22 protein-coding genes are annotated in these 26,525 nt (G+C 33.8%); 12 read left to right on the top strand and 10 right to left on the bottom strand.

The window, feature by feature from the left end; all coding sequences use genetic code 11:
* Positions 1-74: 74 nt before the first annotated feature.
* From Q0876_RS02695 to Q0876_RS02650, 10 genes are all read right to left on the bottom strand, one after another.
* On the bottom strand, positions 75-3,452 hold the full coding sequence (locus Q0876_RS02695; protein WP_299223756.1) for a VCBS repeat-containing protein: 3,378 nt from the start codon (positions 3,450-3,452) through the stop codon (positions 75-77).
* Positions 3,445-4,758 carry a vanadium-dependent haloperoxidase gene (locus tag Q0876_RS02690; RefSeq protein ID WP_299223754.1) on the bottom strand — a complete coding sequence of 438 codons (1,314 nt, stop codon included), beginning with the start codon at positions 4,756-4,758 and terminating at the stop codon, positions 3,445-3,447. Before Q0876_RS02690 ends, Q0876_RS02695 begins: the two co-directional genes overlap by 8 nt.
* Positions 4,759-4,853: 95 nt before the next feature.
* Positions 4,854-5,927 (bottom strand): PA0069 family radical SAM protein, encoded by a 1,074-nt coding sequence (locus Q0876_RS02685; RefSeq protein ID WP_299223752.1) that lies wholly within the window; start codon positions 5,925-5,927, stop codon positions 4,854-4,856.
* 74 nt (positions 5,928-6,001) lie between these two features.
* Positions 6,002-6,784: an enoyl-CoA hydratase-related protein gene (locus tag Q0876_RS02680; protein ID WP_299223750.1), complete on the bottom strand. Its 783-nt coding sequence runs from the start codon at positions 6,782-6,784 to the stop codon at positions 6,002-6,004.
* A gap of 14 nt (positions 6,785-6,798) precedes the next feature.
* Positions 6,799-8,253: an ATP-binding protein gene (locus Q0876_RS02675; RefSeq protein ID WP_299223748.1), complete on the bottom strand. Its 1,455-nt coding sequence runs from the start codon at positions 8,251-8,253 to the stop codon at positions 6,799-6,801.
* Positions 8,254-8,298: 45 nt separating this feature from the next.
* Positions 8,299-8,847 (bottom strand): CopD family protein, encoded by a 549-nt coding sequence (locus tag Q0876_RS02670; RefSeq protein WP_299223971.1) that lies wholly within the window; start codon positions 8,845-8,847, stop codon positions 8,299-8,301.
* Position 8,848: 1 nt separating this feature from the next.
* The gene (locus tag Q0876_RS02665) at positions 8,849-11,944 is read right to left on the bottom strand and encodes a glycosyl hydrolase (protein ID WP_299223746.1); all 3,096 of its coding nucleotides are present in this window, start codon (positions 11,942-11,944) and stop codon (positions 8,849-8,851) included.
* Between the two features lie 49 nt (positions 11,945-11,993).
* The gene (locus tag Q0876_RS02660; RefSeq protein WP_299223744.1) at positions 11,994-13,346 is read right to left on the bottom strand and encodes an MATE family efflux transporter; all 1,353 of its coding nucleotides are present in this window, start codon (positions 13,344-13,346) and stop codon (positions 11,994-11,996) included.
* Positions 13,346-14,377 (bottom strand): ferrochelatase, encoded by a 1,032-nt coding sequence (hemH, locus tag Q0876_RS02655; protein ID WP_299223742.1) that lies wholly within the window; start codon positions 14,375-14,377, stop codon positions 13,346-13,348. Before hemH ends, Q0876_RS02660 begins: the two co-directional genes overlap by 1 nt.
* Positions 14,378-14,464: 87 nt before the next feature.
* The gene (locus Q0876_RS02650; RefSeq protein ID WP_299223740.1) at positions 14,465-15,385 is read right to left on the bottom strand and encodes a helix-turn-helix transcriptional regulator; all 921 of its coding nucleotides are present in this window, start codon (positions 15,383-15,385) and stop codon (positions 14,465-14,467) included.
* Positions 15,386-15,555: 170 nt separating this feature from the next.
* Between Q0876_RS02650 and hemA the strand changes: the two genes are divergently transcribed.
* The 12 genes from hemA to Q0876_RS02590 all read left to right on the top strand — a co-directional run bounded on the left by hemA (position 15,556) and on the right by Q0876_RS02590 (position 26,520).
* Positions 15,556-16,818 (top strand): glutamyl-tRNA reductase, encoded by a 1,263-nt coding sequence (hemA, locus tag Q0876_RS02645; protein WP_299223738.1) that lies wholly within the window; start codon positions 15,556-15,558, stop codon positions 16,816-16,818.
* Positions 16,811-18,385 carry a hydroxymethylbilane synthase gene (gene hemC / locus Q0876_RS02640; protein WP_299223736.1) on the top strand — a complete coding sequence of 525 codons (1,575 nt, stop codon included), beginning with the start codon at positions 16,811-16,813 and terminating at the stop codon, positions 18,383-18,385. The genes hemA and hemC overlap by 8 nt, the downstream gene beginning before the upstream one ends.
* A gap of 1 nt (position 18,386) precedes the next feature.
* A complete protein-coding gene (gene hemE / locus Q0876_RS02635) occupies positions 18,387-19,412 on the top strand; it encodes a uroporphyrinogen decarboxylase (protein WP_299223734.1) in 1,026 nt (341 codons plus the stop codon).
* 1 nt (position 19,413) lies between these two features.
* On the top strand, positions 19,414-20,769 hold the full coding sequence (locus Q0876_RS02630; protein ID WP_299223732.1) for a TrkH family potassium uptake protein: 1,356 nt from the start codon (positions 19,414-19,416) through the stop codon (positions 20,767-20,769).
* A 2-nt stretch (positions 20,770-20,771) separates the two neighbouring features.
* Entirely contained in the window at positions 20,772-21,542 is a 771-nt protein-coding gene (locus Q0876_RS02625; protein ID WP_299223730.1) for an EI24 domain-containing protein, read from the top strand.
* Complete coding sequence (locus Q0876_RS02620) at positions 21,539-22,075, top strand: GNAT family protein (RefSeq protein ID WP_299223728.1); 537 nt, start codon at positions 21,539-21,541, stop codon at positions 22,073-22,075. Before Q0876_RS02625 ends, Q0876_RS02620 begins: the two co-directional genes overlap by 4 nt.
* 3 nt (positions 22,076-22,078) lie before the next feature.
* The gene (hemF, locus tag Q0876_RS02615; protein ID WP_299223726.1) at positions 22,079-22,981 is read left to right on the top strand and encodes an oxygen-dependent coproporphyrinogen oxidase; all 903 of its coding nucleotides are present in this window, start codon (positions 22,079-22,081) and stop codon (positions 22,979-22,981) included.
* Between the two features lie 2 nt (positions 22,982-22,983).
* Positions 22,984-23,973 (top strand): porphobilinogen synthase, encoded by a 990-nt coding sequence (hemB, locus tag Q0876_RS02610; protein ID WP_299223724.1) that lies wholly within the window; start codon positions 22,984-22,986, stop codon positions 23,971-23,973.
* Between the two features lie 3 nt (positions 23,974-23,976).
* On the top strand, positions 23,977-24,363 hold the full coding sequence (locus Q0876_RS02605) for a cytochrome c (protein ID WP_299223722.1): 387 nt from the start codon (positions 23,977-23,979) through the stop codon (positions 24,361-24,363).
* A 42-nt stretch (positions 24,364-24,405) separates the two neighbouring features.
* A complete protein-coding gene (locus Q0876_RS02600) occupies positions 24,406-25,530 on the top strand; it encodes a CNNM domain-containing protein (RefSeq protein WP_299223720.1) in 1,125 nt (374 codons plus the stop codon).
* 4 nt (positions 25,531-25,534) lie between these two features.
* Positions 25,535-26,008, top strand: a complete 474-nt coding sequence (locus Q0876_RS02595) for a methylated-DNA--[protein]-cysteine S-methyltransferase (protein ID WP_299223718.1) — start codon at positions 25,535-25,537, stop codon at positions 26,006-26,008.
* An 80-nt stretch (positions 26,009-26,088) separates the two neighbouring features.
* Positions 26,089-26,520, top strand: a complete 432-nt coding sequence (locus Q0876_RS02590) for a PaaI family thioesterase (RefSeq protein ID WP_299223716.1) — start codon at positions 26,089-26,091, stop codon at positions 26,518-26,520.
* Positions 26,521-26,525: the final 5 nt, after the last annotated feature.

The raw sequence follows: 26,525 nt of genomic DNA, 5'->3' as shown, positions 1-26,525 counted from the left end.
TTGTTGTAACGAAAGTACTAAAATAGATTAATTCTCAAGTCAAATACACGCATTAAGTTGAACTGTTACGCTATTTATTTTAACTTAATCAAACTGCTTATATCATTGTTACGAACAATTATAAAATACAAGTCACTTCCTATTTGAATAGATTGAATACGTCTCACATTACCCGGAATAGACCATCCGCTTTCTGTAGCTGATATGGCTTCAAAAGTGGTGTTGTCTTTATTTAATAAAACTGTTCCTACAGATGCGTCGTATCTACCGAACTCTGCATCGGTTCCATAAAAATTTCCACCAGTAATAATATCATTTTGCCCATCACCATTTACATCTAATACATAAGCATCGTTTAACACAGAAATTTGTGTTTCATTTGGCAATACTTGAGCACTGAATGATTGTCCGTTTTTATTTATATATAACGTGTGTTCAAAATGATTTGCTTCTAAGACCTTTGTGTTTTTTAACTCATTAGGTGTGAAGATATCAGTTATCGTAGCATTTGCATAGGGTTCGTATCTTGTGAAACGTTTTTTTAACATGACCATATGATCAAGCAATCGGTCTCTGTTATGAACTGGATAACTCACACCATTAACATAAGTACACAATACTGCATCAACACTACCATTGGCATCAAAATCATCATAATAAAGTAGAGCTGGTTCATTTTTAGAAGCCTTGAAAAAGGAATTCAACCCTAAGTTACCAGCAATAATATCTTGATAACCATCAGCATTAATATCTGCTATTGTAATTGCGTTCCACCAACCAATCTTATTTGCTAAACCAAAGTCTTTTGTTTTATTAGTAAATGTACCACCAACAAATTCGAATACCGAAATTGGCATCCATTCACCAGCGAGTATCAATTCTTTAGTACCATCGTTATTTAAATCGGAAAATTCAGCATCAGTAATCATCCCAATTGTTGATAGTGTCTTAGCCCATTGAGAAGTAACGTCTTTGAATATACCATTCGTGTTCTTTAAAAAATAGCTTCTAGGAAGTTCAGGGTAACGTCCTGGTTTTACACGACCACCAATAAAAATATCCAACTGACCGTCGTTATCAATATCATGTACTTTTACTACAGCACCACTCACAAAACTATTAGGAAGCGCTTCAGAATTCCTTTTAAAATTACCAGCACCATCATTCATATACAGACGGTCATTATAATTTTTTGATTTAAACTCATATTCATTACCTCCACTTACAACGTATAGATCGTTATAACCATCAGAATTAGCATCAAAAAACAAAGCATCAACATCTTCAAACATTTTATCATCAACAAAGTCTGAAGCAGTTTTAACACTAAATCGACCAGATGAGGTTTGAATAAATAACTTTCCTTCAGAACCTATAGCACCTCCAAGATATACATCATCCAATCCATCACCATTTACATCAGCTACGGCTATTGCAGGCCCTTCCTCACTAAATTTATGATGTAGTAGAATTTCTCTTTTAAAATCAATAAAGTCGTTCTCTTTATGGCTAAAACTTCTGCTTAACTTTGCTGTTGCATCTTCAAAATATTTTGAATCATTTTTTGTGTTATTTTTTATTTTGTTAGAGTTTTTGTTCACTGATATGATTTGGTTCAACCCTACATCTGGAATGTGCTGAGTTTTTCTGTCTGGCCATGTGATCTCTAGTGACTCAATTGCAAGACCTTCTTTAATTCCGAAATGTAGCTTATGTTGTGAAGATGACAAGAAGCCTCTGGTTGGATTATACACATCGATTAAAACGGTTCCGTCAGAAAGTGTAAGCTTAGCTTTAGTACCTTGAAGTATTTCTCCTTTTTTATGCACTAAGTTTAAAGTAATGAAATTGTTTTGAATGGTTTCACCTCCTTTATTTTTCATTATAAACGGGCTTTCATTTATATTATTCACCACAATATCAATGTAGCCATCGTTGTTTAAGTCTGAATATGCTGAACCATTTGAAAAAGCTGATGGACCACTATTCCATAAATCAGATGCATCTTTAAATCTATTATTACCTTGATTTTTAAATAAAAATGCTGGCACTGGAACACTAGGAATTTGTTCTATCCATTGTTTCAATGTAATCTCTTTTGCATTTAATTTTTTTTGAAGATTATCCATCTTATATCTTGAATAATCATTATTAGTAACATCTCTTTTATATCCGTTTGTAATGTGTATATCTTTAAGTCCGTCATTATCAAAATCGGCTAAAAGAGAGCTCCAGCTCCATTCGGTTTGGGCTAGATTATCAACAAAGGAAATATTAGAAAAACGACCATTTCCAAGATTAAGTTGTAGTGCGTTAGACGAATATTGTGTGCCAAAACCATAGGTAGTCATCTTTTCAAACTTATCATAGTTTTGTGCCATCATCATCATTTTACGCCTGTAATTTTCGTTTGGAGACATATCTAGAGTGTACAAGTCTAAGTATCCATCATTATTGATGTCTGCAAAATCAGATCCCATAGATGAAAAAGAGGTGTGGCTAAAATAGTTCTCTATTTCGTCTGTAAAAACGTTACTACCTTTATTAATAAATAATCGATCAGGTTTGATATAATCATTACATACATATATATCTGGTCTAAAATCGTTATTAAAATCTCCTACCACAGCGCTTAAACTAAATGCATCGTTTAGCACTCCAGCACTTTTAGATACATCTTTAAAGATATTGCTTTTGTTTTCGTAAAGTCTATTTGAAATATAATCGTACGATTTTGGCTTTGCTAATTCAAGTTCGCCTTTATTGTTTTGGGTAACCTTTATACTATTTGCTTCTCTCATGTTACTTGGGTGATTCAATACAAACACATCCAAATCATTGTCTCCATCTGAATCAAAAAAATAAGCTTGAACAGAATACCCTGAATCATCTAGACCATATTCTTCTGATTTATCACTAAACGTTAAATTGCCATTATTTATGTAAAGCACATTCTTTCTATATATTTTATTTTGAAGAGCAGACTTGCATACATATATATCTAACAACCCATCATTGTTAACATCTACCATGGTGACTCCTGTTTTAAAACCTTTGCCACCGTCTACATTAGCAGAGGCTGTTATGTCTTTAAATTTAAAATCTCCAAGATTGAGATATAGTTTATTCTTTATAGTATTTCCTGAAAAATAAATGTCGTCTAAACCATCATTATTAACATCTCCAACAGCTACGCCTCCTCCATTGTATAAGTATTCATAAAACAAAATATTAAAGGTATCTGTTTCTAAGATCTCGTTCTTAAAATCAATATTTGTTTGTTTAGGACTTAAAAACTCGAATAAATGATTAACATTATTTGTAGAAACTTGATTGGTCTCATTCTTGACTTGTTGAATAGGCTTTTCTTTAGTATCATTTTCACAAGCAAAAACAACTAAAACAATGATCAAAAAAGTGATTGACTTAAAACTATGCATGCGATTACTCATGAAGTTTGTTTAATATAATTGAAGCAATAAAAGCGCCTTGCCTACCTCCTTCTTCTACACCTTGTTTGTAGTGTATTCCTCCATAAAAGCGACTCAAATTAACTTGATGAGCAGCTTCTTTAAAGGAATTGAATGTGCGCTCTTCTAAACCAAAACGTAATTGCGTCTGATCTGTAAACATATAATTTTCACCAAAAATAGAGGTTAACACCTCAGCCGCTGAGGCTGATGTAGCACTATGACCACTGGTGTATTCAGGGAAAGGAGGCGTTTGTAAAATAGGCTCCCAATCTGGGTCTATATATTCTTGAATATATGTAATTGGTCTTACCAAATCAGTCTTATATTTCACATGCCATGCACCAATTATAGCATCAAACATAGCGATAGAAGTCAACATGTAAGCTTTCGTTGTGGTGATGTAGTTTGAGTTTTCTTTTTCGGTGATCTGACTTACAATATTAAGCCAATGGCCTGGTGGTGTAAACTTATGAATAGTAGTTACCATATGGCCTTTATGTACCGTTAGTAAAGGATTACAATCCCAAAACCATGCTATTTTACCTTTCTCTTCTGTGGTATTAAGAGACTCTTCATAAACCTCATACACCATTTTGTAAAATTCAGAGTCTTTATTAGCACTATAGGCTGGCAATGGTTTTGGTTTAAATACATTTGCACTATCAATTACCAAAGTTCTAATATTATCCCAATACGGTTCTAAGCCAGTAGCATAATCTGGCGGTGTTTCTCTCCAGTTTTCTGGCTTCTTAGTGCTTGTGAAACGAGGATAAGTTCTAGTTTCTATATACTTGTCTTTATCAATCCAAGCACTTAATTGAGTTGTAATCTCTAAAGCGTAATTTTCTGAATTTTTTATTACAGTTTCTGATAGTCCATTATCAACTGCTTTTTCCTTTAAATTAAAAGCAAGGTCTTCAAAAAACTGTTCAGAATAAATAAGTTTTTTTCCAATCTTTGAAAAAGCAAGTAATGCTGAAAGTTCAGCATTGATTTCAAGTTTTTCAGGGTTTTTAAACGATTCAAGTCCTTTGATTTTAGATATTATTTCTGGCAAACTATCTTTATAAACGCTTTGCAATGTGATATAGTGTGCCAAATGTGAGTACGCATAAATCCTGCTAGCCACTGGTGGTGTAAAAGCATCTTCCATGACACTTTCAAGGAGTACTTTATTTGCTGCATTTAAATCGTTTTTAGTAAAGATATTTGAAGACTGCTTAGAGTTTTCTTTACATGAAAATACAAATACAATAAGTATAAAAAAAAGGTATGTTGATCTCATTATTTTCAAAACATTTATTCGCTAAATATAATTAAATATTTATAGCAAATAAGCATTATTACTGTTGCTTTAAGATAAACTACTTATAAAAATAGTTAGAACAACTTGAGTTGATCGTCCTTATGATTATAGTGTAAGGAGGTGTTTAGTTTAGGCATTTGCTTGTCCTTAAAATATTTTAATCTTGCTAATTTTACAAGGTCGTTAATCTGTTTGGCTATTTCGCCTTCTCCTCGCATCCGTTTTCCAAAACGTGAGTCATTTAATGTTCCGCCATGGCAATTCTCGATTTGATGTAATACTTTATGAGCTCGATCTGGCATAGTTTTACGAATCCAGTCTGTGAAAATTTCACCAATCGCACCATTTAATCTCACAATGGTATGCGCAATACTTAAAGCTCCAGCATTTGAAACGGCTTTGGCTAATGATAAAATTTCATGACTATTTATAGATGGTATAATTGGTGCTATCATTACATTTACAGGAATCCCATTCTCGCTTAAAACCTCAACTGTTTCCAGTCTTTTTTTTATGCTAGCTGTTCTAGGCTCTAAAATACGCCTTGTAGTTTCTGATAATGAAGTAATAGATATGTTCACTCCAATCAAATTATCTTGAGCTAATTGTTTTAGTATATCTAAATCACGACGTATCAAAGCATTCTTAGTTATAATAGCAACTGGATGTTTATATTTTAAAAATACTTCTAGACAAGCTCTTGTTAGTCCATATTTTTTTTCTGCAGGCTGATAACAATCTGTATTACCAGACATTACTATTGGATAGGCTTGCCAGGTTTTGCGTTTAATAAATGCTTCTAATAATTTTGGAGCATCTTTCTTTACTAAAATTCGTCTCTCAAAATCTAATCCAGCACTGTAACCCCAAAATTCATGACTGTTCCTCGCATAGCAATATATACAACCATGTTCACAGCCTTGGTACATATTCATGGAGTAGGCCATGCCTACATCTGGGCTCTTTACTTTGTTAACTATAGTTTTTGGAAAAACAGGCAAGTATTTTGTTTTGTTGTTATCTGGTGTCTCGCCTTCTTTTGAACAAAATTCTAAAAAATCATCACGTTGTTCATGACTTAATTCAAAAAAACGATTATGTACATTACGTTGTGCTCCACGACCCTTTAAAACAGACTTGTTAAACATATTATATTATTTTTTGTAAAATTACAAAAAATAATATTTGCTAAAGCATCTAACTTATTAACAAATTACAAGATTTAAGCGTTTGGAAAGTTTGCCTTTCGTTTTTCTAAAAAAGCAGATGTTCCTTCCTTAAAGTCTTCTGTTCCAAAACACTTTCCAAACTGTTTGACCTCAACTTTGTAGCCATCAACTCCATCTTTAAAATTGGCATTAATAGCTTTTACAGCTGCTTTTATAGCTACTGAAGAATTTCGCATTATTTTACCTGCAATCTTTTCAGCCAAACTAATGAGTTCATCTGGCTCAACAACGTGATTTACTAGTCCGAACTGAAACGCTTTATTGGCATCTATCATACCTGCAGTCATTATCATTTCCATGGCTCTACCCTTGCCAACAAGTTGTGGTAAACGTTGTGTGCCACCATAACCAGGAATAACCCCTAAGGACACCTCTGGTAAACCCATTTTGGCATTTGTACTCGCCACTCTAAAATGACAAGCCATGGCTAACTCTAATCCACCACCTAGAGCAAATCCATTAACTGCTGCGATAACTGGAGTAGATAGGTTCTCTACAAAATCAAAAAGCAATTCTTGGCCTTTAGCAGCTAATTGCTTCCCTTTTACAACATCAAAATCTGCAAATTCACTTATATCTGCACCAGCTACAAATGCTTTTTCTCCGCTTCCAGTAAGTATAATTACTTTCGTTTCTTGGTTTTTATTCTCAGTCTTAAATGCTTCGTGCAGTTCTTGAATTGTTGCCCTATTTAACGCATTTAACTTATTAGGTCTATTAATGGTAATAGTTGTAATTCCATTACTTGTATGAGATAGAATATTTTGATATTTCATTTGCTTAGGTCTTATTATAGCTTAGGAAACGTAACTTTAAATGTTGTTCCAACATTTTGTTGTGATGTAAAGGTAATATTTCCTTTATAAGTTTCCACAATATTTTTTACCATAGCTAAGCCTAGTCCCATACCACTCGATTTGGTTGTAAACTTAGGTTCAAATACTTTTGATTTATTATCTTCAGATATTCCAATTCCGTTATCTGCAACAGTGATAATAACTTCGTTATTTAAAGAACCAACATGAACAATAATTTTAGGTGCTTTATTATTGTCTGATATAGATTGAATACTGTTCTTAACTAGATTAGTTACCACTCGGATAAGTTGTGTGCGGTCAAAATTTGCTAAAATTTCTTCATCTTCTGATGTGAAAAGAATATAATCTTCACTGAAAATATCCAATCCTAGCTTCACAATATTCACAACATTTAAACTTTCATTTTGCTGTGCAGGCATTTTTGCAAAGTTAGAAAATGCAGAAGCTATAGAACTCATGGTATCTATTTGTTGAATCAATGTCTTGCTATATTCATCTACTTTTTGATGTATGTTTTCATCCTCAGGATCAAATTTACGCTGAAAGCTTTGCACGCTCAATCGCATAGGTGTTAATGGGTTTTTGATCTCATGTGCTACTTGCTTTGCCATTTCTCTCCATGCTTGTTCCCGTTCACTTCTAGCCAACTTTACAGCACTCTCTTCAAGCTCATCAATCATACTATTGTAAGAATTAACAAGTGTTGATATTTCTTCACTTGATGTCCCAATATCAATTTTCTTGTTTCGCTTTTCTAAACGTGTTTGATTGATTTTATCTGAAATGGTCTTTAAGGTTCTTGTAATATATTTTGATAATAGCAAAGCCAATACTACTGCGATTAACATCATAAAAATATAAGCATAACCTAAACGCTCTAAAAACTCATTAAGCTCTTTATTTAAAAATTGATCATCTTCTAAATAAGGCAAGTTTAGAATTGCCAAAGGCTTAGATTTTGAATCGTAGATATAGGTATATGACGATTGAAATGTTTCTCCGTTTTTTTGGTTTTTAATAACAAACCTATGCTCTGCCGAATTTGAAATAGCATTTAAAATATCGGTCTCTATACATCTTGAAATCGTATCAACCGTAAAACTAGCTTTGGATGATTTTAAAAGTGTTCCGTCTAAATCATATAAGTAAATCCTTAAACCATGTATCGCCGATATTCTATAAATTTCGTCTTTGAATATCAAGGCAATTTTTTCTGTCTCTACTGGATAAGTCGTTTCTCTAATCACATAATCTATATCACTAATTATAGCGCGTTCTTTACGCTCTAAACGCTCCTTGTGGTAGTCTCTAGCTTCTTCGTTGTATTGATAAACTGTAACGCCAGCAATCAATATAGATGCAATAAGCACCAACAATATCATGGCAAAGAATATTCGAACGCGTAAAGACAGTTTTTTTAACTTCATTTCAAATGTTGTAGCGCAATAAATGTAACAATAATTAAGCCAATGTTACGCATCAGGGTTTTTGCTTCTCATATTTTTATAGAGTTTGAACCCTAGCATTACTAAAATTCCTAAAACGAAAATTCCTATTACTCCGAAGACCCAATTGAATGCATTCTTTAAGATCACTAAAAATATAACAGCAAACAAAATAAACGTTGCGCCTTCATTCCAAAGTCTCATAAAATTAGAGGTTTTTTTAACTTGATCTTTCTGAAGCTGTTTATAGAATTGTTGTGTTTTTAAGTGATATATAATTAGTAGCACTACAAAGGCGAGTTTAACATGCATCCAAGTTTGTTCAAGTAAAAAAGGCCTCATAATCAATAGCCAAATAGCAAAGAAAGTGGCTAATACTGCTGAAGGCCATGTGATTATATTCCAAAGGCGTTTGGCCATTAATTTAAGTTGTTTGCCAAGAATTTCCTTATCAGGTGAAGGCTTATGAAAGGCTTCAATTTGATACACAAAAAGCCTAGGAATATAGAATAACCCAGCAAACCATGTGATAATAAAAATTACATGTAATGCTTTTATGTAGTTGTAATAATCCATGTTAATCTTCAACAAATAGATAATTTAGTTGTTTCGTGTTAAAAGCAGAGTTAAATGCATGTATCTTGTCATTCACTAAAATATTGAAGGCATCTAGTTGCATTTTTATTTGAGCAGTTAATTCATTTTTAACAGCAATATCTTGATCTGTCGGTGCAAAATCTCCCATACTAACTAACGCATTTAGATGTCCTAACTTATTGGTCAATCGAATAGGGAAGTTTAGAGGATCCTGTCTACTTTGATTTTTAGTTTGATACAAAGTTTCCTCTATTTTAGTGAATTCTTCTTTAAGAAGTTTAGCATCTTCTAATAATTGTTTCAAATCTTCATCTCCTTTATATTGACTTTCAAAAGCGGTTAGCTGTTTTTTAATATTTCTAATTTTCTTAATTGATTTATGTGCCTTATCCATAATGGCATTCACATCTTTAATAAAATCAAATTGTTTTTGCATATCAACTAGAGTACTTTCTGCTCTTGGATCGGCAACGATATTGAACGTTTGTGATAATTCTGTTTCATTGATATTTAAACGTACTTTATAAGTTCCTGGAGTCGCTTGCGGACCATCTAAACTTGCCCACCATAAAATCATATCATCTAACTTTTCCGCACCTTCATAAGTCATATCCCAAACAAATTGATTCATTCCTTCTTTAACTTTTAACTTGTCCTTTTTCTTATTTTTTGTAGAAAACGTTTTAATCGTATCTCCTTTTTGATCAAAATAGGTTAGTGAAATCTCATCGTTCTCTTCATCATAGCTTTTTATATTGAAGTATGTCATAACACCATTTGGATGATTTGTTCCTACCGTTAAACTTTCTTTAGTATAACCACCAGACATACGATAGGTGTCTTTAGGCTTAAATAACCTATTCTTTTCTAAACTTGTATCGTCATATAATTGATGTAAAACTGTCAAGTCATCCATCATCCATAGGCTTCTCCCTTGCGTTGCTACAATTAAGTTATTATCTTTTATAGTTAAGTCTGTAATAGGAACTATTGGAAGATTTAACTGAAATGGTACCCAATTTTGACCATCATTGAACGATATATACATTCCTGTTTCAGTGCCTGCATATAATAATCCTTTTTGCTTTGGATCTTCTCTCAAAACTCTAGTAAAATGCTCTGGATGAATGCCACTAGTAATTTTTTGCCATGTTTCCCCATAATCATTGGTTTTATAAAGGTATGGTTTGAAATCACCTGTTTTGTATTTTGTCCCTGCCACATAACAGGTTCCTGCATCAAAAGCACTAGGCTCAATACTATTTATCATCATCCATTCTGGCATTCCTTTAGGAGTGACATTTTCCCAATTGCTTCCACCATCTTTGGTTAAATGAATTAGTCCATCATCACTTCCCACCCAAAGCAATCCTTCGGTTATTGGTGACTCTTGAGCAGCAAAAATAGTACAGTAATACTCAACAGAAGTATTATCTTGCGTGATAGGACCTCCTGAGGATTTTAACTTTTCTGGGACGTTTCTAGTTAAATCTGGACTAATAATTTTCCACGATTGTCCTTCATTTTCAGTAACATGAACATGCTGTGAAAATGTATATAAACGATCAGGATTATGTTTCGAAAATATAATAGGAAAATTCCATTGAAAACGATATTTCATCCCTTCTGCGCCATGACCCATTGGGTTATCTGGCCAAACATTTATGGCTCTAACTGTACCTCGTTTGTGATTTACTCGCGTTAAAAACCCATCATAACTGCCACCGTAAATAATATCGTTATCTTCAGGGTCTATTGCTATATGTGCAGATTCACCTCCAGCTGTCGACTCCCAGTCATCTTCAGTAATCGATCTTCCGTCTGTTCTGTGAGGGATTCTTAGTGTAGAATTATCTTGTTGAGCTACGTAAATTCGATATGGAAAATGATTATCTGTAGTAACTCTATAAAATTGTGATGTAGGTTGGTTGTGATAGGTGCTCCACGTCTCACCTCCATCGTAGGTTACTTGTGCGCCACCATCATCTCCAATAATCATTCGATTTGGGTTTTCAGGAGCAATCCATAAATCATGATGATCTCCATGAGGTGCATTGTAAGTATTAAATGTTTTCCCTCCATCTGTACTTTTATGGTAACGTACATTTAACACATAAACTTTATCTACATCTTTTGTGTCTGCATAAACTCGAGTATAATACCAAGCGCGCTGACGTAATTTTCGTTCACTATTTACTTGTTTCCAAGTGTCACCACCGTCATCACTTCTATACAATCCCCCTTCATCTTTGTTTTCAACCATAGCCCAAACACGCTGATTATTTACAGGTGAAACTGTTACTCCAATAATTCCTAAGATTCCTTTAGGAAAACCCTTTTTTGTTGAAATTTCTGTCCAAGTTTCACCCTTATCAGTACTTTTCCATAAAGCCGACCCTTCTCCTCCTGAACTCAAACTATATGGTGTTCGTTGTACTCGCCATGTTGATGCATATATTATTCTTGGGTTGGTTGGGTCAATCAATAAATCTACTACTCCAGCTTGATCATTAACGAACAATGTTTTTTTCCATGTTTTTCCTCCATCGGTACTTTTGTAAAGACCACGTTCTTGAGTTGGTTTATATATATTACCTAAAACACCTGCATAAACTGTATTATGATCTGTTTGATCAACAGCTATTCTTGGCACATGACGCGAGTTTTTTAATCCTGAAGATATCCACGTTTTACCAGCATCAACACTTTTCCATATTCCATAGCCTGAAGAGACATTGCCCCGAACTGTTTTTTCACCGCCTCCAACGTAGATGACATTTGGATCGCTTTTAGATACGGTTATTGCGCCAATACTGCCGCCAAAAAAACCATCAGAAATGTTTTCCCAAGTACGTCCTCCATCTAATGTTTTCCAAATGCCTCCTCCTGTAGATCCAAAATAATACAAGTTAGGTTTGTTAGGAACGCCTGTTACGGCAGCACTTCTTCCGCCTCTAAAAGGCCCTAAAAGCCGATATTCTAATGCTTCGTATTGAGATTCATCAAAGGGTTGTGCATATAAACTTGAATAAATTCCAAAGGATAAAAAACAGAGTAATGATATGTATAATCTCATGTGTATACTAATTTAACTAACATGCCTTAAAATTAATAATTAAAACACATTAAATAGGTTTACGAATTAAATTTAACTTGACCTCACGATGTAAAAAGATACCAGTAACTATGGTGGATAAGACATCTGCTATTGGAAACGACATCCAAACACCTAGCTCACCATAAAAATTAGGGAGAATTAAAATAAGTGGAATAAAGAAAAATCCTTGTCTAGTCAACGTTAATAATAACGCAGGAATGGCTTTGCCTACGGCTTGAAAATATGCAGCTCCAATTAACTGAATAGCTATAATTGGTGTTGCTGCAAACACCCAACGCATTGCTGATGGTGTTTCTTGAATAACCTCAGAATCAGTAGTAAATAACTTTGTAATAGGCTCTGGGAAAATCATTAGTAAGATAAATATTATTGTAGCTAAGCCTGCAGCATATTTCAAAGCTGTAGCAATGGTTAGCTTTACGCGATTATACTCATTAGCACCATAATTAAATCCAGCAATAGGAAGGAAGCCCTGGGTTATACCATATACAGGAAACAATGCAAACATCAGCATTCGACCTACTATTGCGTATGCTGTTACTGAAGTTTCTCCACCAAGGTCAAATAAAATATTATTCATGAATAAATAAGTAATACTTACTACTGCTTGTCTGGACAAGGTTACAAAACCTAATGCGCCAATTTCTTTAATGATTGGGAGTCTTAGTCTGAAATAACAATTTGTAAGTTTTAGCTCTGAATTTTTAGACAGAAAAAACCAAACAATATACGCCAAGCACAAGAAGTAGGACCCTGTAGTTGCCCAAGCAGCACCATGCATTCCGTAATCTAAAACATTAATTAAAACATAATCTAAAACAAGGTTTCCTACAGATGGAATCATCATAGCGTACATGGCAAATTTTGGCTTGCCTTCTGCTCTTATGACTGTATTTCCCATCATGCACAATGCCAAAAAAGGAATTCCATAAAGAACAATAGTATAGTAGATTTTTGCAGGGTCGAAAATAGCACCTTTACCTCCAAATGTTGGAATTATATTATCAACGAATAATAATCCAGGCACAACCAATAATGTTGTTAACAAAAGTGTTAATGTAATTTGGTTACCAAATGTTTGTAACGCTTTTGTATTGTTATTAGCGCCAAGAGCTCTAGAAATTATTGACGAACCACCAATACCAATACTCATACCAAGAGCTGCTATGAAGAAAGAAACTGGAAGCACTACATTGATAGCTGCAATTGCTATAGAACCAATCCATTGGCCAACAAAAATAGTATCAACTAAGATATTAAGTGACATTACCAAAATACCTATCGATGCTGGAACCGCCTGTTTTATGAGTAGTTTTCCTATGGGTTGCGTCCCTAGATCTTTTGAAGCCGTATTAGTCATTATGCAGTAACCGTTTCAGTCATAGCCCATTTGTTTATCCAATTTGATAATAAAGCAACCCATTCGTCATTATCATTTAAACAAGGGATTGTTGTAAACTCCTCTCCTCCCATTTCATGAAAGATTTCTTCGCCTTCCATTGCAATTTCTTCAAGAGTCTCAAGACAATCACTAACAAACGCTGGTGTTACTATTGCCATTTTTTTGACACCTTCTTTACCTAAACGTTCTATTGTTCTATCGGTATATGGCTGTAACCATGGGTCAAATCCTAATCGCGATTGAAACGATGTTGAATAAGTGCCTTCTTCTAAGTTAAGCATTTCGGCAACTAATCTTGTAACCTCTATGCACTGATGTCTGTAACAAAATTCATGTGCAGGAGATGGTGTGATACAACAGCTACCATCAATTTTACAATGAGATCTTGTTACGTCACTCTTCCTAATATGTCGTTCAGGTACACCATGATATGAGAATAGTAAGTGTTCATAATCCTTACCATTCAAATGTCTTTTAATAGAGTTTGACAAGACATCTATGTAACTGCTGTTGTTATAAAAAGCTGGTAAGTCACTAATTTTTATATTTGGAAAGCAGGTCTTTCTAATATCTTCTGCTAATACTAGAATAGTTTCAGTAGTAGCCATAGCAAACTGAGGATACAATGGAATTAAAAATACATCATCAACACCTTTATCTATTAACTCTTGAATACCATTTTTTATCGTCATACTTCCATAGCGCATGGCTAAGCTAACAGGTATATTTGTTTGTTTTTGAATAGCTTGTTGTAAGCGTTCTGAAATCACAATTAATGGTGAGCCATCTTCCCACCATATCTTTTGATAGGCTTTTGCTGAAGCTTTTGGGCGAGTATTTAGAATAATCCCTTTAACCAGAAGTGTTCTAGCCCAAAGCGGCACATCAATAACTCGCTCGTCCATTAAAAATTCACCTAAATATCGTTTGACGTCTTTTGGTTCAGGACTATCTGGAGAACCTAAATTTACGAGTAAGACTCCTTTCATATAGTATAGTTTTCTTTTAGCAATTTATTTTGCAAAAATACGACAGTATTTTTTAAGCTTTAAATAATTATAATTCCATTAGTAGTTTTATCCTAAAGCCATCAAATACTTTTTAGGTGTAGTTCCATATTTTTTTTTAAATGCCGCAATAAAATGACTTGAAGTACTATATCCTACTTTTAGACCAACCTCATTAACATTATGATCGCCCGCTTCAAGTAATTTCCTAGCAACTTCCATTTTATAATCAACTAAAAAACTAAATACCGAATCACCATAGATTTGTTTAAACCCTTCTTTGAGTTTTTTAAGACTTAAACCTATCTCTTCAGAGAGTTCTTGTAAGGTTGGTGGTTCAGCCATACGCGAAATGATTATATCCTTAGCTTTTCGTATTTTAATAACGTTAGTCTCATCGACTAGGAATGGGCATTGCTCTATGTTAGCGTCTTCATTTCTGTTGAAATATAAACTTAATAATTCTAACACCTTCCCTTTAAAATACAGTGTTTTAATAGATGTATTCAAATTAAAATTAATGAGTTGGTTGAGTGCTATTGCCATTGAAGGCGAAATCTTTCCATCTTTATAATATTTTTTGTCCTTATTATCATCACTCAAAAAAGTTATGTAATCTGCTTCTTGTGAGAATAAGCCATGAAATTTCTTTATTGATATTAAAACAGAAACCAGCCAAGAGTTAGGGCTAATCTCTAAATGGATTGGAAGATCACGTTGTGGATTATATAATAACAACGAATTTTCCTCTTCTATCTTTAAACGATAATTTCCTTTATTAAATATAAATTCACTTGCCCCCTTTAAACAAAAATGAAATTGAATATAGCTACTATCGATCTCACGTTCAAGAGTTTGTGTTTTACTATTTTCATTTTGATAAGTAAGTACGAAAAAACCATCATCTAATTTCGTCTCTTCAAAAGAACCGCTAGCGATATTTTTTAAGTTCAAAATTTCAGAATTATTTTTAATACTATTTAGATTCATTCTAAACTAATGTGGTTTAATCCATTGATATTACTGCAAAAATATGACATTTATCATATAATAATAAGAATTCTTATTAAAAAACCACAAACGATACTTAAAGTTCTTCTAGCGTTGTTTTTTATTACTTACACTTTTTATTTTTGTTCTCGTAATTTTCCAAATCAGGTATGGAGCACTACAATATATCGAGAGGCACTACATTTTATGCTATAGGATTGAGCTACAAAAAGGCTGATGCTGAAGTTCGTGGTCATTTTAGTTTGGATGACAACTCGAAACTTGCTGTGTTAGAACAAGCAAAACAAAATGGTATTGAAAGCCTGATTGTGACCTCAACATGCAACAGAACTGAAATTTATGGTTTTGCAGAACATCCTTATCAACTTATTCAACTGCTTTGTGACAATACAAAAGGTACTGTTGAGGCATTTCAAAAAGTAGCTTACGTATATAAAAATAAAGATGCAATATCTCACATGTTTCGTGTTGGATCTGGCTTAGACAGTCAAATTCTTGGTGATTTTGAAATTATAAGCCAAATAAAGGTTAGTGCTAAACTATCAAAAGTTCATGGACTATTCAACCCTTTCTTAGAGCGTTTGGTAAATGCAGTGATTCAAGCCTCAAAACGTATCAAAACTGAAACTGAAATATCATCTGGTGCTACTTCTGTAGCGTTTGCATCTGTTCAATACATTATGAACACAATCTCACACATTTCAGAGAAAAATATTCTACTCTTTGGTACAGGTAAAATTGGAAGAAACACATGTGAAAACCTGGTGAAACATACCAAAAATGAGCATATTACTTTAATCAATAGAACCAAAACTAAAGCTGAAGCTATAGCTGGAAAATTTAACTTGATTGTTAAAGATTATGCAAATCTTCAAGAAGAAGTCAATACTTCAGATATTTTGATTGTAGCCACGGGAGCTCAAAACCCTACCATTGATAAATATTGCATTCAAACACCTAAACCGTTGTTGATTTTAGACTTGTCTATTCCTAAAAATGTTAATCCTAACGTCACAGACCTAGACAATGTTACACTAATTCATTTAGACGACCTTTCGCAGATCACAGATGACACTTTAGAGCGAAGAAAAGCTCATATTCCTTTCGCTGAAATAATAATTGAAGAGATTAAAACCGAATTCAATGCCTGGCTAACAACTCGCAAATTTGCACCAACTATCAAGGCATTAAAACATAAACTTACAGACTTTGCTAATGCCGAGTTAGATACACAACGTAAAAAGATGAATGATTTCAATGAAGTACAAGCTGAACTGATTAGTAATAACATCATTCAAAAAATTACCAACCATTTTGCACATCATTTAAAAGGTGATGATGTATCAACTGATGATAGTTTAGAACTCATAAAAAAAGTGTTTCAACTAGAAGCAACTACAGACAATGTCTAAAATTATAAGAATTGGAACTCGTGACAGTGAATTAGCATTATGGCAAGCTAAAACCGTACAAAAACAGTTAGAACATTTAGGTTATAAAACGCAATTGATTCCTGTAAAATCTACAGGTGACCTAGTACTTAATAAACCCATTTATGAACTAGGGATTACTGGTGTTTTTACAAAAACATTAGATATTGCAATGCTAAATGAAGAAATTGACATTGCAGTCCATTCACTTAAAGATGTACCTACCTTGTTGCCAAAAGGTATTGTTCAAGCAGCAGTTTTAAAACGAGGAAATGTTAAAGATTGTCTTGTATATAAAGACAATGAAGAATTTTTATCGCAACGCGATGCTATAATTGCAACTGGTAGTTTACGCCGAAGAGCACAATGGTTAAACCATTACCCTACTCATACTTTAGTAGATCTTCGTGGTAATGTTAATTCTCGGTTACAAAAACTAAAAGACAACAATTGGAATGCTGCAATTTTTGCTGCCGCTGGTTTAGGTCGCATCGGTTTGCGTCCAGAAGAAGCTTTTAATTTAGACTGGATGGTTCCTGCACCAGCTCAAGGCGCTGTTATGGTTACTGCTTTAGAAGATGATAAGGATATCAGAGCTATTTGTGCAGAAATAAATCATGAAGAAACACACATTTGCACATCCATTGAACGTAAATTCTTAAATCTTTTAGAAGGCGGTTGTTCAGCACCTATTGGTGCTTTAGCGTTTATAAAAAATGAAGAAGTGCATTTTCAAGGCGTCTTATTAAGCCTTGATGGAAGTAAAAAAATAGAAGTCCAACGTACCGTTAAATTAGGTAAGCACGATGATTTAGCTGATTTTTGTGCCAATTTTATTATCGAACGTGGCGGAAACCGATTAATGGACGATTTAAAAAAATCTTCTGGAGAAGTAAACATCTATTCAACAAAAACCTTAACAGACGATCAAAAGCAATTGTTTCATGATAATGTTATTAGTGAAAGCTCAGACTTTATAAAAATAAGTTTGAATAGAATGACGCAAAGAGTGTTGAACCCTAGTCCAAAAAATGTCATTATAACTAGTAAAAATACTGTTGAGGCATTACTAATGAATTTCTCAGCTGAAACTCTGAAATTTAAAAACATTTATTGCGTAGGCAGGCGAACAAAGCGTATGGTTGAACGCAAAATTGGTAAGGTAAAGCATATTGAAAACAACTCTAAAAAACTAGCTGAATATCTTGTAGAGTATATGGATGGCACTGAAGTGACTTACTTTTGTAGTGATATTCGATTAGATGAATTACCTGCTATTTTAAAAGAAAATCATATTGAAGTTAATGAGGTTATTGCTTATGAAACTAAATACGATTCAAAAAAGATAAAAGAGACGGTTGAAGGTGTCATGTTTTATAGTCCATCAACCGTACAGAGCTATAAACAAGAGAATGATGATGATGTAATTGCATTTTGCATTGGTGAAACCACAGCAAAAGAAGCAAGCAAACACTTTAAGGATGTGAGAATAGCCAAAGTACCTACTGTAGAAAGTGTCATAGAATTAGTGAACGAACATTACGTTTAAAATGATAAAAAACGATTTATTTTTAAGAGCATTAAAAGGAAAAACCGTAGAACGTCCACCTGTATGGATGATGCGCCAAGCTGGTCGTTACCTCCCAGAATTTATGGAAATTAAAGCCAAATATGATTTCTTTACACGATGTCAAACTCCAGAATTAGCAAGCGAGATTACTGTTCAGCCCATAAGAAGATACGGAATGGACGCTGCAATTTTATTTAGCGATATTTTAGTAATCCCTCAGGCAATGAACATTGAGGTTCAGATGAAACCAAATTTTGGTCCTTATCTACCAAGCCCTGTTCGTTCGCAAAGAGATGTTGACAACGTTATTGTTCCAGATGTTAAAGAAGCATTGAATTATGTTTATGAGGCTATAAAAGCCACAAAAGAAAAACTCAATAATGAGATACCATTAATAGGTTTTGCAGGTTCGCCATGGACTATTTTATGCTACTGTGTACAAGGGCAAGGCAGCAAAAATTTTGATAAGGCTAAAGAATTTTGCTTTACGAACCCAATAGCAGCACATGAGTTATTGCAAAAAATCACAGACACTACAGTTGCCTATTTAAAAGAAAAAGTAAAAGCTGGGTGTAATGCAGTACAAGTATTCGATTCTTGGGGAGGTATGCTGTCTCCTGTTGATTATCAAGAATTTTCATGGCAATACATTCAACAAATCATTGATGCATTAAAAGACGACACTCCTGTTATTGCCTTTGGTAAAGGGTGTTGGTTTGCATTAGGAGAAATGGCTAAATCAGGAGCATCAGCTCTTGGCGTTGATTGGACATGCTCTGCTAAAAATGCACGTTATTTAACTGGAGGAAACATTACACTACAAGGTAATTTTGATCCAACCCGATTATTCTCACCGCCTTCAGAAATCAAAAAAATGGTGCATCAGATGATTGATGATTTCGGAAAAGACAAGTATATTGTTAATTTAGGGCATGGAATCTTACCAAATATTCCGCTTGAAAACGCAAAAGCATTTATAGATGCTGTAAAAGAATACAAAACTTAAAATGGGTATACCTTTTCAGAAATTAGCAAAGCGATATGTTCTTTTAAAAAAGGGTTGGACACCACAACAAAACTTATTTTATGGGTTTCTTACTTATATCCTTTTAGGTGCTATTTTATTGTGTTTACCTTTTTTCCAAAAACAAAGTGCTCCTCTATTAGACCATTTATTTATTGCTACCTCTGCAGTTTCTACTACAGGCTTAGTGACTGTATCAATATTTGATACCTATAATTTTTTCGGTCAGTTTATCATTATGATATTAATTCAGCTTGGTGGTATTGGTTACCTAACCTTTACCACATTCATGTTATTATCTACAACTCGAAGAATGACGCTATGGCACAAAAAAATTCTATCGACAGAATTCACTTTACCAGTTACAATTAAAATCAAAGATTTTATAAAGTCTGTCATCCTATTTACACTCATCATGGAAACATTAGGTGCTATTCTTTTTTTTATAGCATTTAAAGGTGAAGGGATGAATACATTAGAGGCCATTTGGTCATCTGTTTTTCATAGTATAAGTACATTTTGTACTGCTGGCTTTAGTTTGTTTAACAACAGTTTTGTTGATTATGTAGATAATAGCTTTATAAACTTCATCATATCAATGTTAGCGATTTGTGGTTCATTAGGCTTTATTGTAATAACCGATTTCGGAATGATGATCAAAAACAAGGCACATAAACTGAGCTTTACGACTAAAATCATTTTTTATGGTTTTATAATCTTACTCACATTCGGCACCAGTTTCTTTTATTTTTTCGAGCCTACAATCACAACCCTAGATTATTCATCAAGGTTTTTAGCTGCCTTTTTTCAATGTATGACTGCAATGACTACAGTTGGGTTTAATACTATTGATTTTGGAGGCTTCTCTCAAGCTATGCTCATTATATGTGTTATCTTGATGTATGTTGGTGCATCTCCATCTGGAACAGCGGGAGGAATTAAGATCACCACACTTACTGCAGTATTCTCTATTATGAAAAGTAGATTACGAGGCAGTAAAAACATTACTTTTTTGGGGCGAATCATTCCATACGAACGCTTATACATTGCTACTTCGGCCTTTATTTTTTATACTACAATTATTGGGATAGGTACTTTTTTAATCACATTTGTTGATACGTTTGATTTTAAAGATATTTTATTTGAAGTAGCTTCAGCTTTAGGAACAGTAGGAATAAGTAGAGGGATCACAGGAGATTTATCACTATTTAGTAAAGGTGTTGTGATAATACTAATGTTCATAGGACGACTAGGTGTACTCACTTTTGGGCTTGCCATTTGGTCAAAAAACATAACCCAAGAAGAGCGTGAAGTTTTAAAAGAAGATATAGCAGTATAACTATGATAAAAAATATATTTAAAGGCATACAAGCTTATTCAGGAGCGTTGAGCTTGATTTCAAAGCTTAAGCTTTGGAAGTACTTTTTTATTCCAATAGCGATTAGTGTGATCACTGCTATCATTATTGGTTTGTCGGCTTATGGGCTTTCAGATAATATTGGTCGTTTTATTGCAAAAATTTGGGTTTGGGATTTTGGTAAAGAAACTTTTACAGCCATCTCAACACTTATTGGTGCTATTGTAGTCTTAGCTATAGGACTTATTTTGTATAAACATATCATCATGGCTTTGTCTGCGCCTTTTATGAGCCCTGTTTCTGAAAAGATAGAAGCTCATTTAATGGGTAAGGAATCACATGAACATAGAAATACGTCATTCAAAGAACAACTTTGGAGAGGTATTAGAATAAACATGCGAAACCTAGCAAAAGAATTATTGATTACCATCCCTATCTTGCTGCTTAAACTCATTCCTATTGTTAATATATTTTCTACTGTTTTACTTTTCTTAATTCAAGCCTATTATGCGGGCTTTGGTAATATGGATTACACATTAGAGCGCCACTTCAAATATAGAGATAGCATTCAATTTGTTAGAAAACATAAGGGGATAGCCATTGGTAATGGTATTGTATTTATACTGTTTTTACTGATTCCAGTTATAGGTGTTATTCTTGTTTTACCAATGAGTGTTACTGCAGCTTCACTAAAAACGGTTTCACTTTTAAAAGAAGAGCACTTGCTTTCAGAACAAAAAACTATAGCGTCATGATCACTCCATTTGATGGTTTTGAAATTAATCCAATCCATGAAGGCGATTCCTGGAAATTATGTGACTTTATAGTTTCAAATACCGATCGAATAAAGTTATATTTTCCTAAAACATTAGAGCAGAATTCCAATCCGTCTTTATCTCAACTCTATGTCCAGCAAAAAGTAAAAGAATTTAATCAAAAAGCGCTTTTTTTATTCACACTTAAACATTCTGAAACACGGCAACTCGCTGGACTTATATTCATTAAAAAATTAGATTGGCAAAAAAAACAAGGTGAATTTGCCTACTGTATAGACTATAACTTTACAGGGAGAAAGTTAGCTAGTAAGGCATTAAAAAACCTAATCCCTTATGCAATAGACCACTTAGGGTTAGAACGTTTTCAAATTATTGTACATAAAAGTAATCTCTTTAGTATTAACGTTGCTAAACGTTGTGGTTTTAAATGGCAAAAAACTGTTGAAAATGGTTTTATTTCATTAGGAAACCAACCCATAGATGTTGAATTATATGAATTACATAAAAACTAAATTTTGAAAGATAAATTCTTTAACTACATACAAGAGCTTCAAAATACCATTACTTCTAAATTAGAAGTAATTGATGGTAAAGCAAAATTCCAAGAAGATCTATGGAAACGACCTGAAGGTGGAGGTGGGCGAACTCGTGTTATTGAAAACGGGAATGTGTTTGAAAAAGGTGGTGTTAATATTTCTGGTGTTCATGGAAAGCTACCTAATAGTATGCAACAGTATTTTGGAGTTAAAGATGCCGATTTCTTTGCCTGTGGATTAAGCTTAGTTTTGCATCCAAAAAATCCAATGATTCCAACTGTTCATGCTAATTGGCGCTATTTTGAAATGTATGATCAAAATGGAACAATTGTAGACCAGTGGTTTGGTGGCGGACAAGATCTTACGCCTTATTATTTGTTTGAAGAAGATGCTAAACACTTTCACTTAACCTGCAAAACGGCGTGTGACAAACACAATCCAGAATTTTATCCAAAATACAAAGTGAGATGTGATGAATACTTTTACAATTCACATCGCAATGAAAGCAGAGGTATTGGTGGTTTGTTCTTTGATTATTGCAAAAAATCGGAAGACATGAGCATGCAAAACTGGTACGATTTTGTAACTGAAGTTGGAAATAGTTTTCTTGAAGCTTACGTTCCAATCGTTGAAAAACGAAAGAATTCAAACTATACTAAAACACAACGAAATTGGCAAGAAATTAGACGTGGTCGTTATGTCGAATTCAATTTAGTTCATGACAAAGGCACTCTATTTGGATTAAAGACCAATGGACGAATAGAAAGTATTTTGATGAGCCTACCTCCTCATGTACAATGGGTGTATGACCATCATCCTGAGCCTGGAAGCGAAGAGGAAAAATTAATTAAAGTATTACAACAACCAAAAAACTGGGTTTAATTATGTATCCATTAAGACGAAACCGAAGATTAAGAACTAACGGCGCTATTAGAAGCTTAGTTAGAGAAACCATCATCTCTCCAAACGATTTTTTAGTACCACTTTTTGTAGTAGAAGGCAAAGGCGTTAAAGAAGAGATTGAATCTATGCCAAATTACTTTCGCTACAGTTTGGATCTACTTGAACACGAGGTGAAAGAACTATGGAAACTTGGTTTAAAATCGGTATTATTATTTGTAAAAGTACCCGATAATTTAAAAGACAATAAAGGCGCTGAAGCTTTAAATCCTAACGGATTGATGCAACGCACCATTAAAACCGTAAAAAATGCTTGTCCAGATATGTTGGTCATGACAGATGTTGCTTTAGATCCTTATTCTACCCATGGTCATGATGGTATCGTTGAACATGGCAAAATAATTAACGATGCTACTTCAGATGTTTTAGCCGAAATGAGCCTCTCTCATGCCGAAGCTGGCGCCAACTTTGTAGCACCAAGTGATATGATGGATGGACGCATTTTGAACATTCGTGAAGCTTTAGAAGGGCATGGGTTTACAGATACAGGTATTATGAGTTATTCAGCTAAGTATGCCTCAGCATTTTATGGCCCTTTTCGTGATGCTTTAGATTCTGCACCTGTAGATTTAAAAGACATTCCAAAAGACAAAAGAACCTATCAAATGGATTTTGCCAATCGTTTTGAGGCTATTAAAGAAACTGAAATGGATATTGATGAAGGTGCAGATATTGTGATGATAAAACCTGGTCTATGTTATTTAGATATCGTTCGTGAAATTAAAAATGAGGTTGATGTACCTGTAGCCGTTTATCAAGTATCTGGCGAATATGCTATGCTTAAAGCTGCTGCCGAAAAAGGATGGCTAGATCATGATGCTGTAATGCTAGAACAAATAACGGCTATCAAACGTGCAGGTGCTAATATCATTGCAAGTTATTTTGCAAAAGATGTGGTCAAGCTATTATACTAATTAATGAAACGTTTAATCTACATTTCTAGTTTTATTATACTTTCAGGTTTAGGACTTTTGTTTTTAGTGTTCAATAAGCCCCAAAAATTACTTGGTTGCGGAGTAAAAAACGATACGTTTTTCTGTGGTACCCAAGCTTTTCATAACGAATCTTCTTCTGAAGGTAAAACAATATTCAATACCAATTGTGCCGCTTGTCATAAATTAGATAAAAAAATGACTGGTCCTTCACTTAGAGGTGTTTCTGAAACATACGACTCGTTAAGTCTATACAATTATATTCGTGGAAATAAACATGAAATTCAAAGTAAAGGTTATAATCAAACCTGTATAAGTTTTCCACAACTCACCGATAAAGACATTTCAGATTTATTATCTTATACCAATTAGTTTAATTTCAATAAATTTGTAGTTATAAACTCAAACCAATTCATGGGATTACTTATCTTTTACGCGCTCATTTCTATTTTCTTTTCATTTTTATGCTCTATTCTCGAAGCAGTTTTATTAAGTATAACACCAACATTTCTCAACGTAAAAAAAAGCGAAGGAAAAACTTATGCTGAAGATTTAGAAACTCTCAAAAAAGATGTAGATCGTCCATTAATTGCTATTCTAACACTCAATACCATTGCTCATACGGTTGGAGCTATTTTAGTTGGTGTACAGGCAAAAGTAGCCTATGCCGAACTTTATGGTAGTGAAAGTTACACTGTTTTTGGTCTTAGATTTACTGAAGATGTTATGGTTGGTGTGGTTTCTACCCTCATGACTATTTTGATTTTAGTTGCTTCTGAGATCATTCCTAAAACTATTGGTGCCACATACTGGAAACAACTGGCTAACTTTACTACCAAAGCATTGAATATCTTAATCTTTCCTTTAAAATGGACTGGCATTTTATGGATATTACAACTCACCACCAAACTTATCGGTGGTAAAGGTCACGGAAGTGTATTAAGCAGAGAAGGTTTCTTAGTCATGGCAGATATGGCTCATGAAGAGGGTGTGTTTCAAGAAAACGAGAGTAAAATCATTAAAAACCTACTGACCTTTAAGGAAGTATTTGCGAAAGATGTCATGACACCTCGAACGGTTATGAAAGCTGAAGACGAAAAAACTACCGTTGAAGCTTTCTTTAAAAAGAATATGAACCTTCGTTTCTCAAGAATTCCTATCTACTCTGGAAATCCTGACAACATTAAAGGGTTGGTGTTAAAAGATGAGGTCTTCAAAGAAATGGCTTTAGACAATGGCACAAAAAAGTTAGCTGAACTTAAACGACAAATCATTGTGGTTGAACGTAATTTGCCTATCCCAAAGTTATTTGAAAAATTAGTAGAAAGCAGAAACCATATGGCCCTTGTTGTTGATGAATATGGCTCAGTAAGTGGCTTAGTGACTATGGAAGATGTAATAGAAACACTTCTCGGTCTAGAGATCATGGATGAAAGCGATAATGTTTCTGACCTTCAATACATGGCTAGAAAAAGCTGGGAATCTAGAGCTAAAAAGCTTGGCATTCTTGAAGATGAATCTTCTGAAGATAATCAATAGAGTAATGGAGACATGCATCATTAAATCGCCTTTAGGTTTTACCAAAATAGTTGGTGATGAAAGTGGCATAGCAGAAGTAACCGTATTAAATTCTAAAGTTCAAACAACAGACATTATTCCTACCATACTTGAAGATTGTGTCACTCAACTTCAAGAATATTTTGATGGCTCTCGCAAAGAATTCGACTTAATCTTAAATGCAGAAGGCACGCCCTTTCAAAAAAGGGTTTGGAAACAATTAGAACAAATTCCATACGGAAAGACCTTATCTTATCTTGAACTCTCAAAACAATTAGGAGATGTAAAAGCTATTAGAGCTGTAGCTAATGCTAACGGCAAAAATCCTTTATGGATCATAGTGCCATGTCATCGGGTAATTGGTAGTGACGGAAGCTTAACAGGTTATGCTGGAGGACTTCATAGAAAACAATGGCTATTAGAACATGAAAGCCCTTACAAACAACAATCTTTGTTTTAATGTATAAAGTTATTACTCAATTTTTAAACCGCTTTTTTAAACCTGCAACCATTTATCGATACGGTTTTAATTGGTCTCCGATGTATAGACGCACTACAGCTAAAATTATTGAGGTCAGTGATGATTTGCACAAAGTAGTTATTAGCATGACTATTAATTGGAAAAATAAAAACTATGCAGGCTCTATATTTGGAGGTAGCATGTTAGCTGCAACTGACCCGATTTATATGATACAACTCATCCAAATTCTTGGAGATGATTATGTGGTTTGGGATAAAGCTGTTGAAGCTCGCTATAAAAGACCTGCAAAGAGTAGAATTTATGGGGAATTTATTTTTTCTCATGATGAAATTACTAAGATCAAAGAAAATGTTCGTAATAGAAATGAATTAGATATTGTCAAAACCATGAGTCTTGTTGATGACAAACAAAATATTATTGCTACTTTTAATAAAACGCTATATATCGCTGATAAAGCGTACTATAAGCAGAAAATAAAACAACGAAACTAGTTATC

Source organism: uncultured Psychroserpens sp., from assembly GCF_947503375.1.
Taxonomy (GTDB): Bacteria; Bacteroidota; Bacteroidia; order Flavobacteriales; family Flavobacteriaceae; genus Psychroserpens.
Note: the sequence above shows the minus strand (reverse complement) of the source record. Positions and strands in the feature narration are given on the sequence as shown.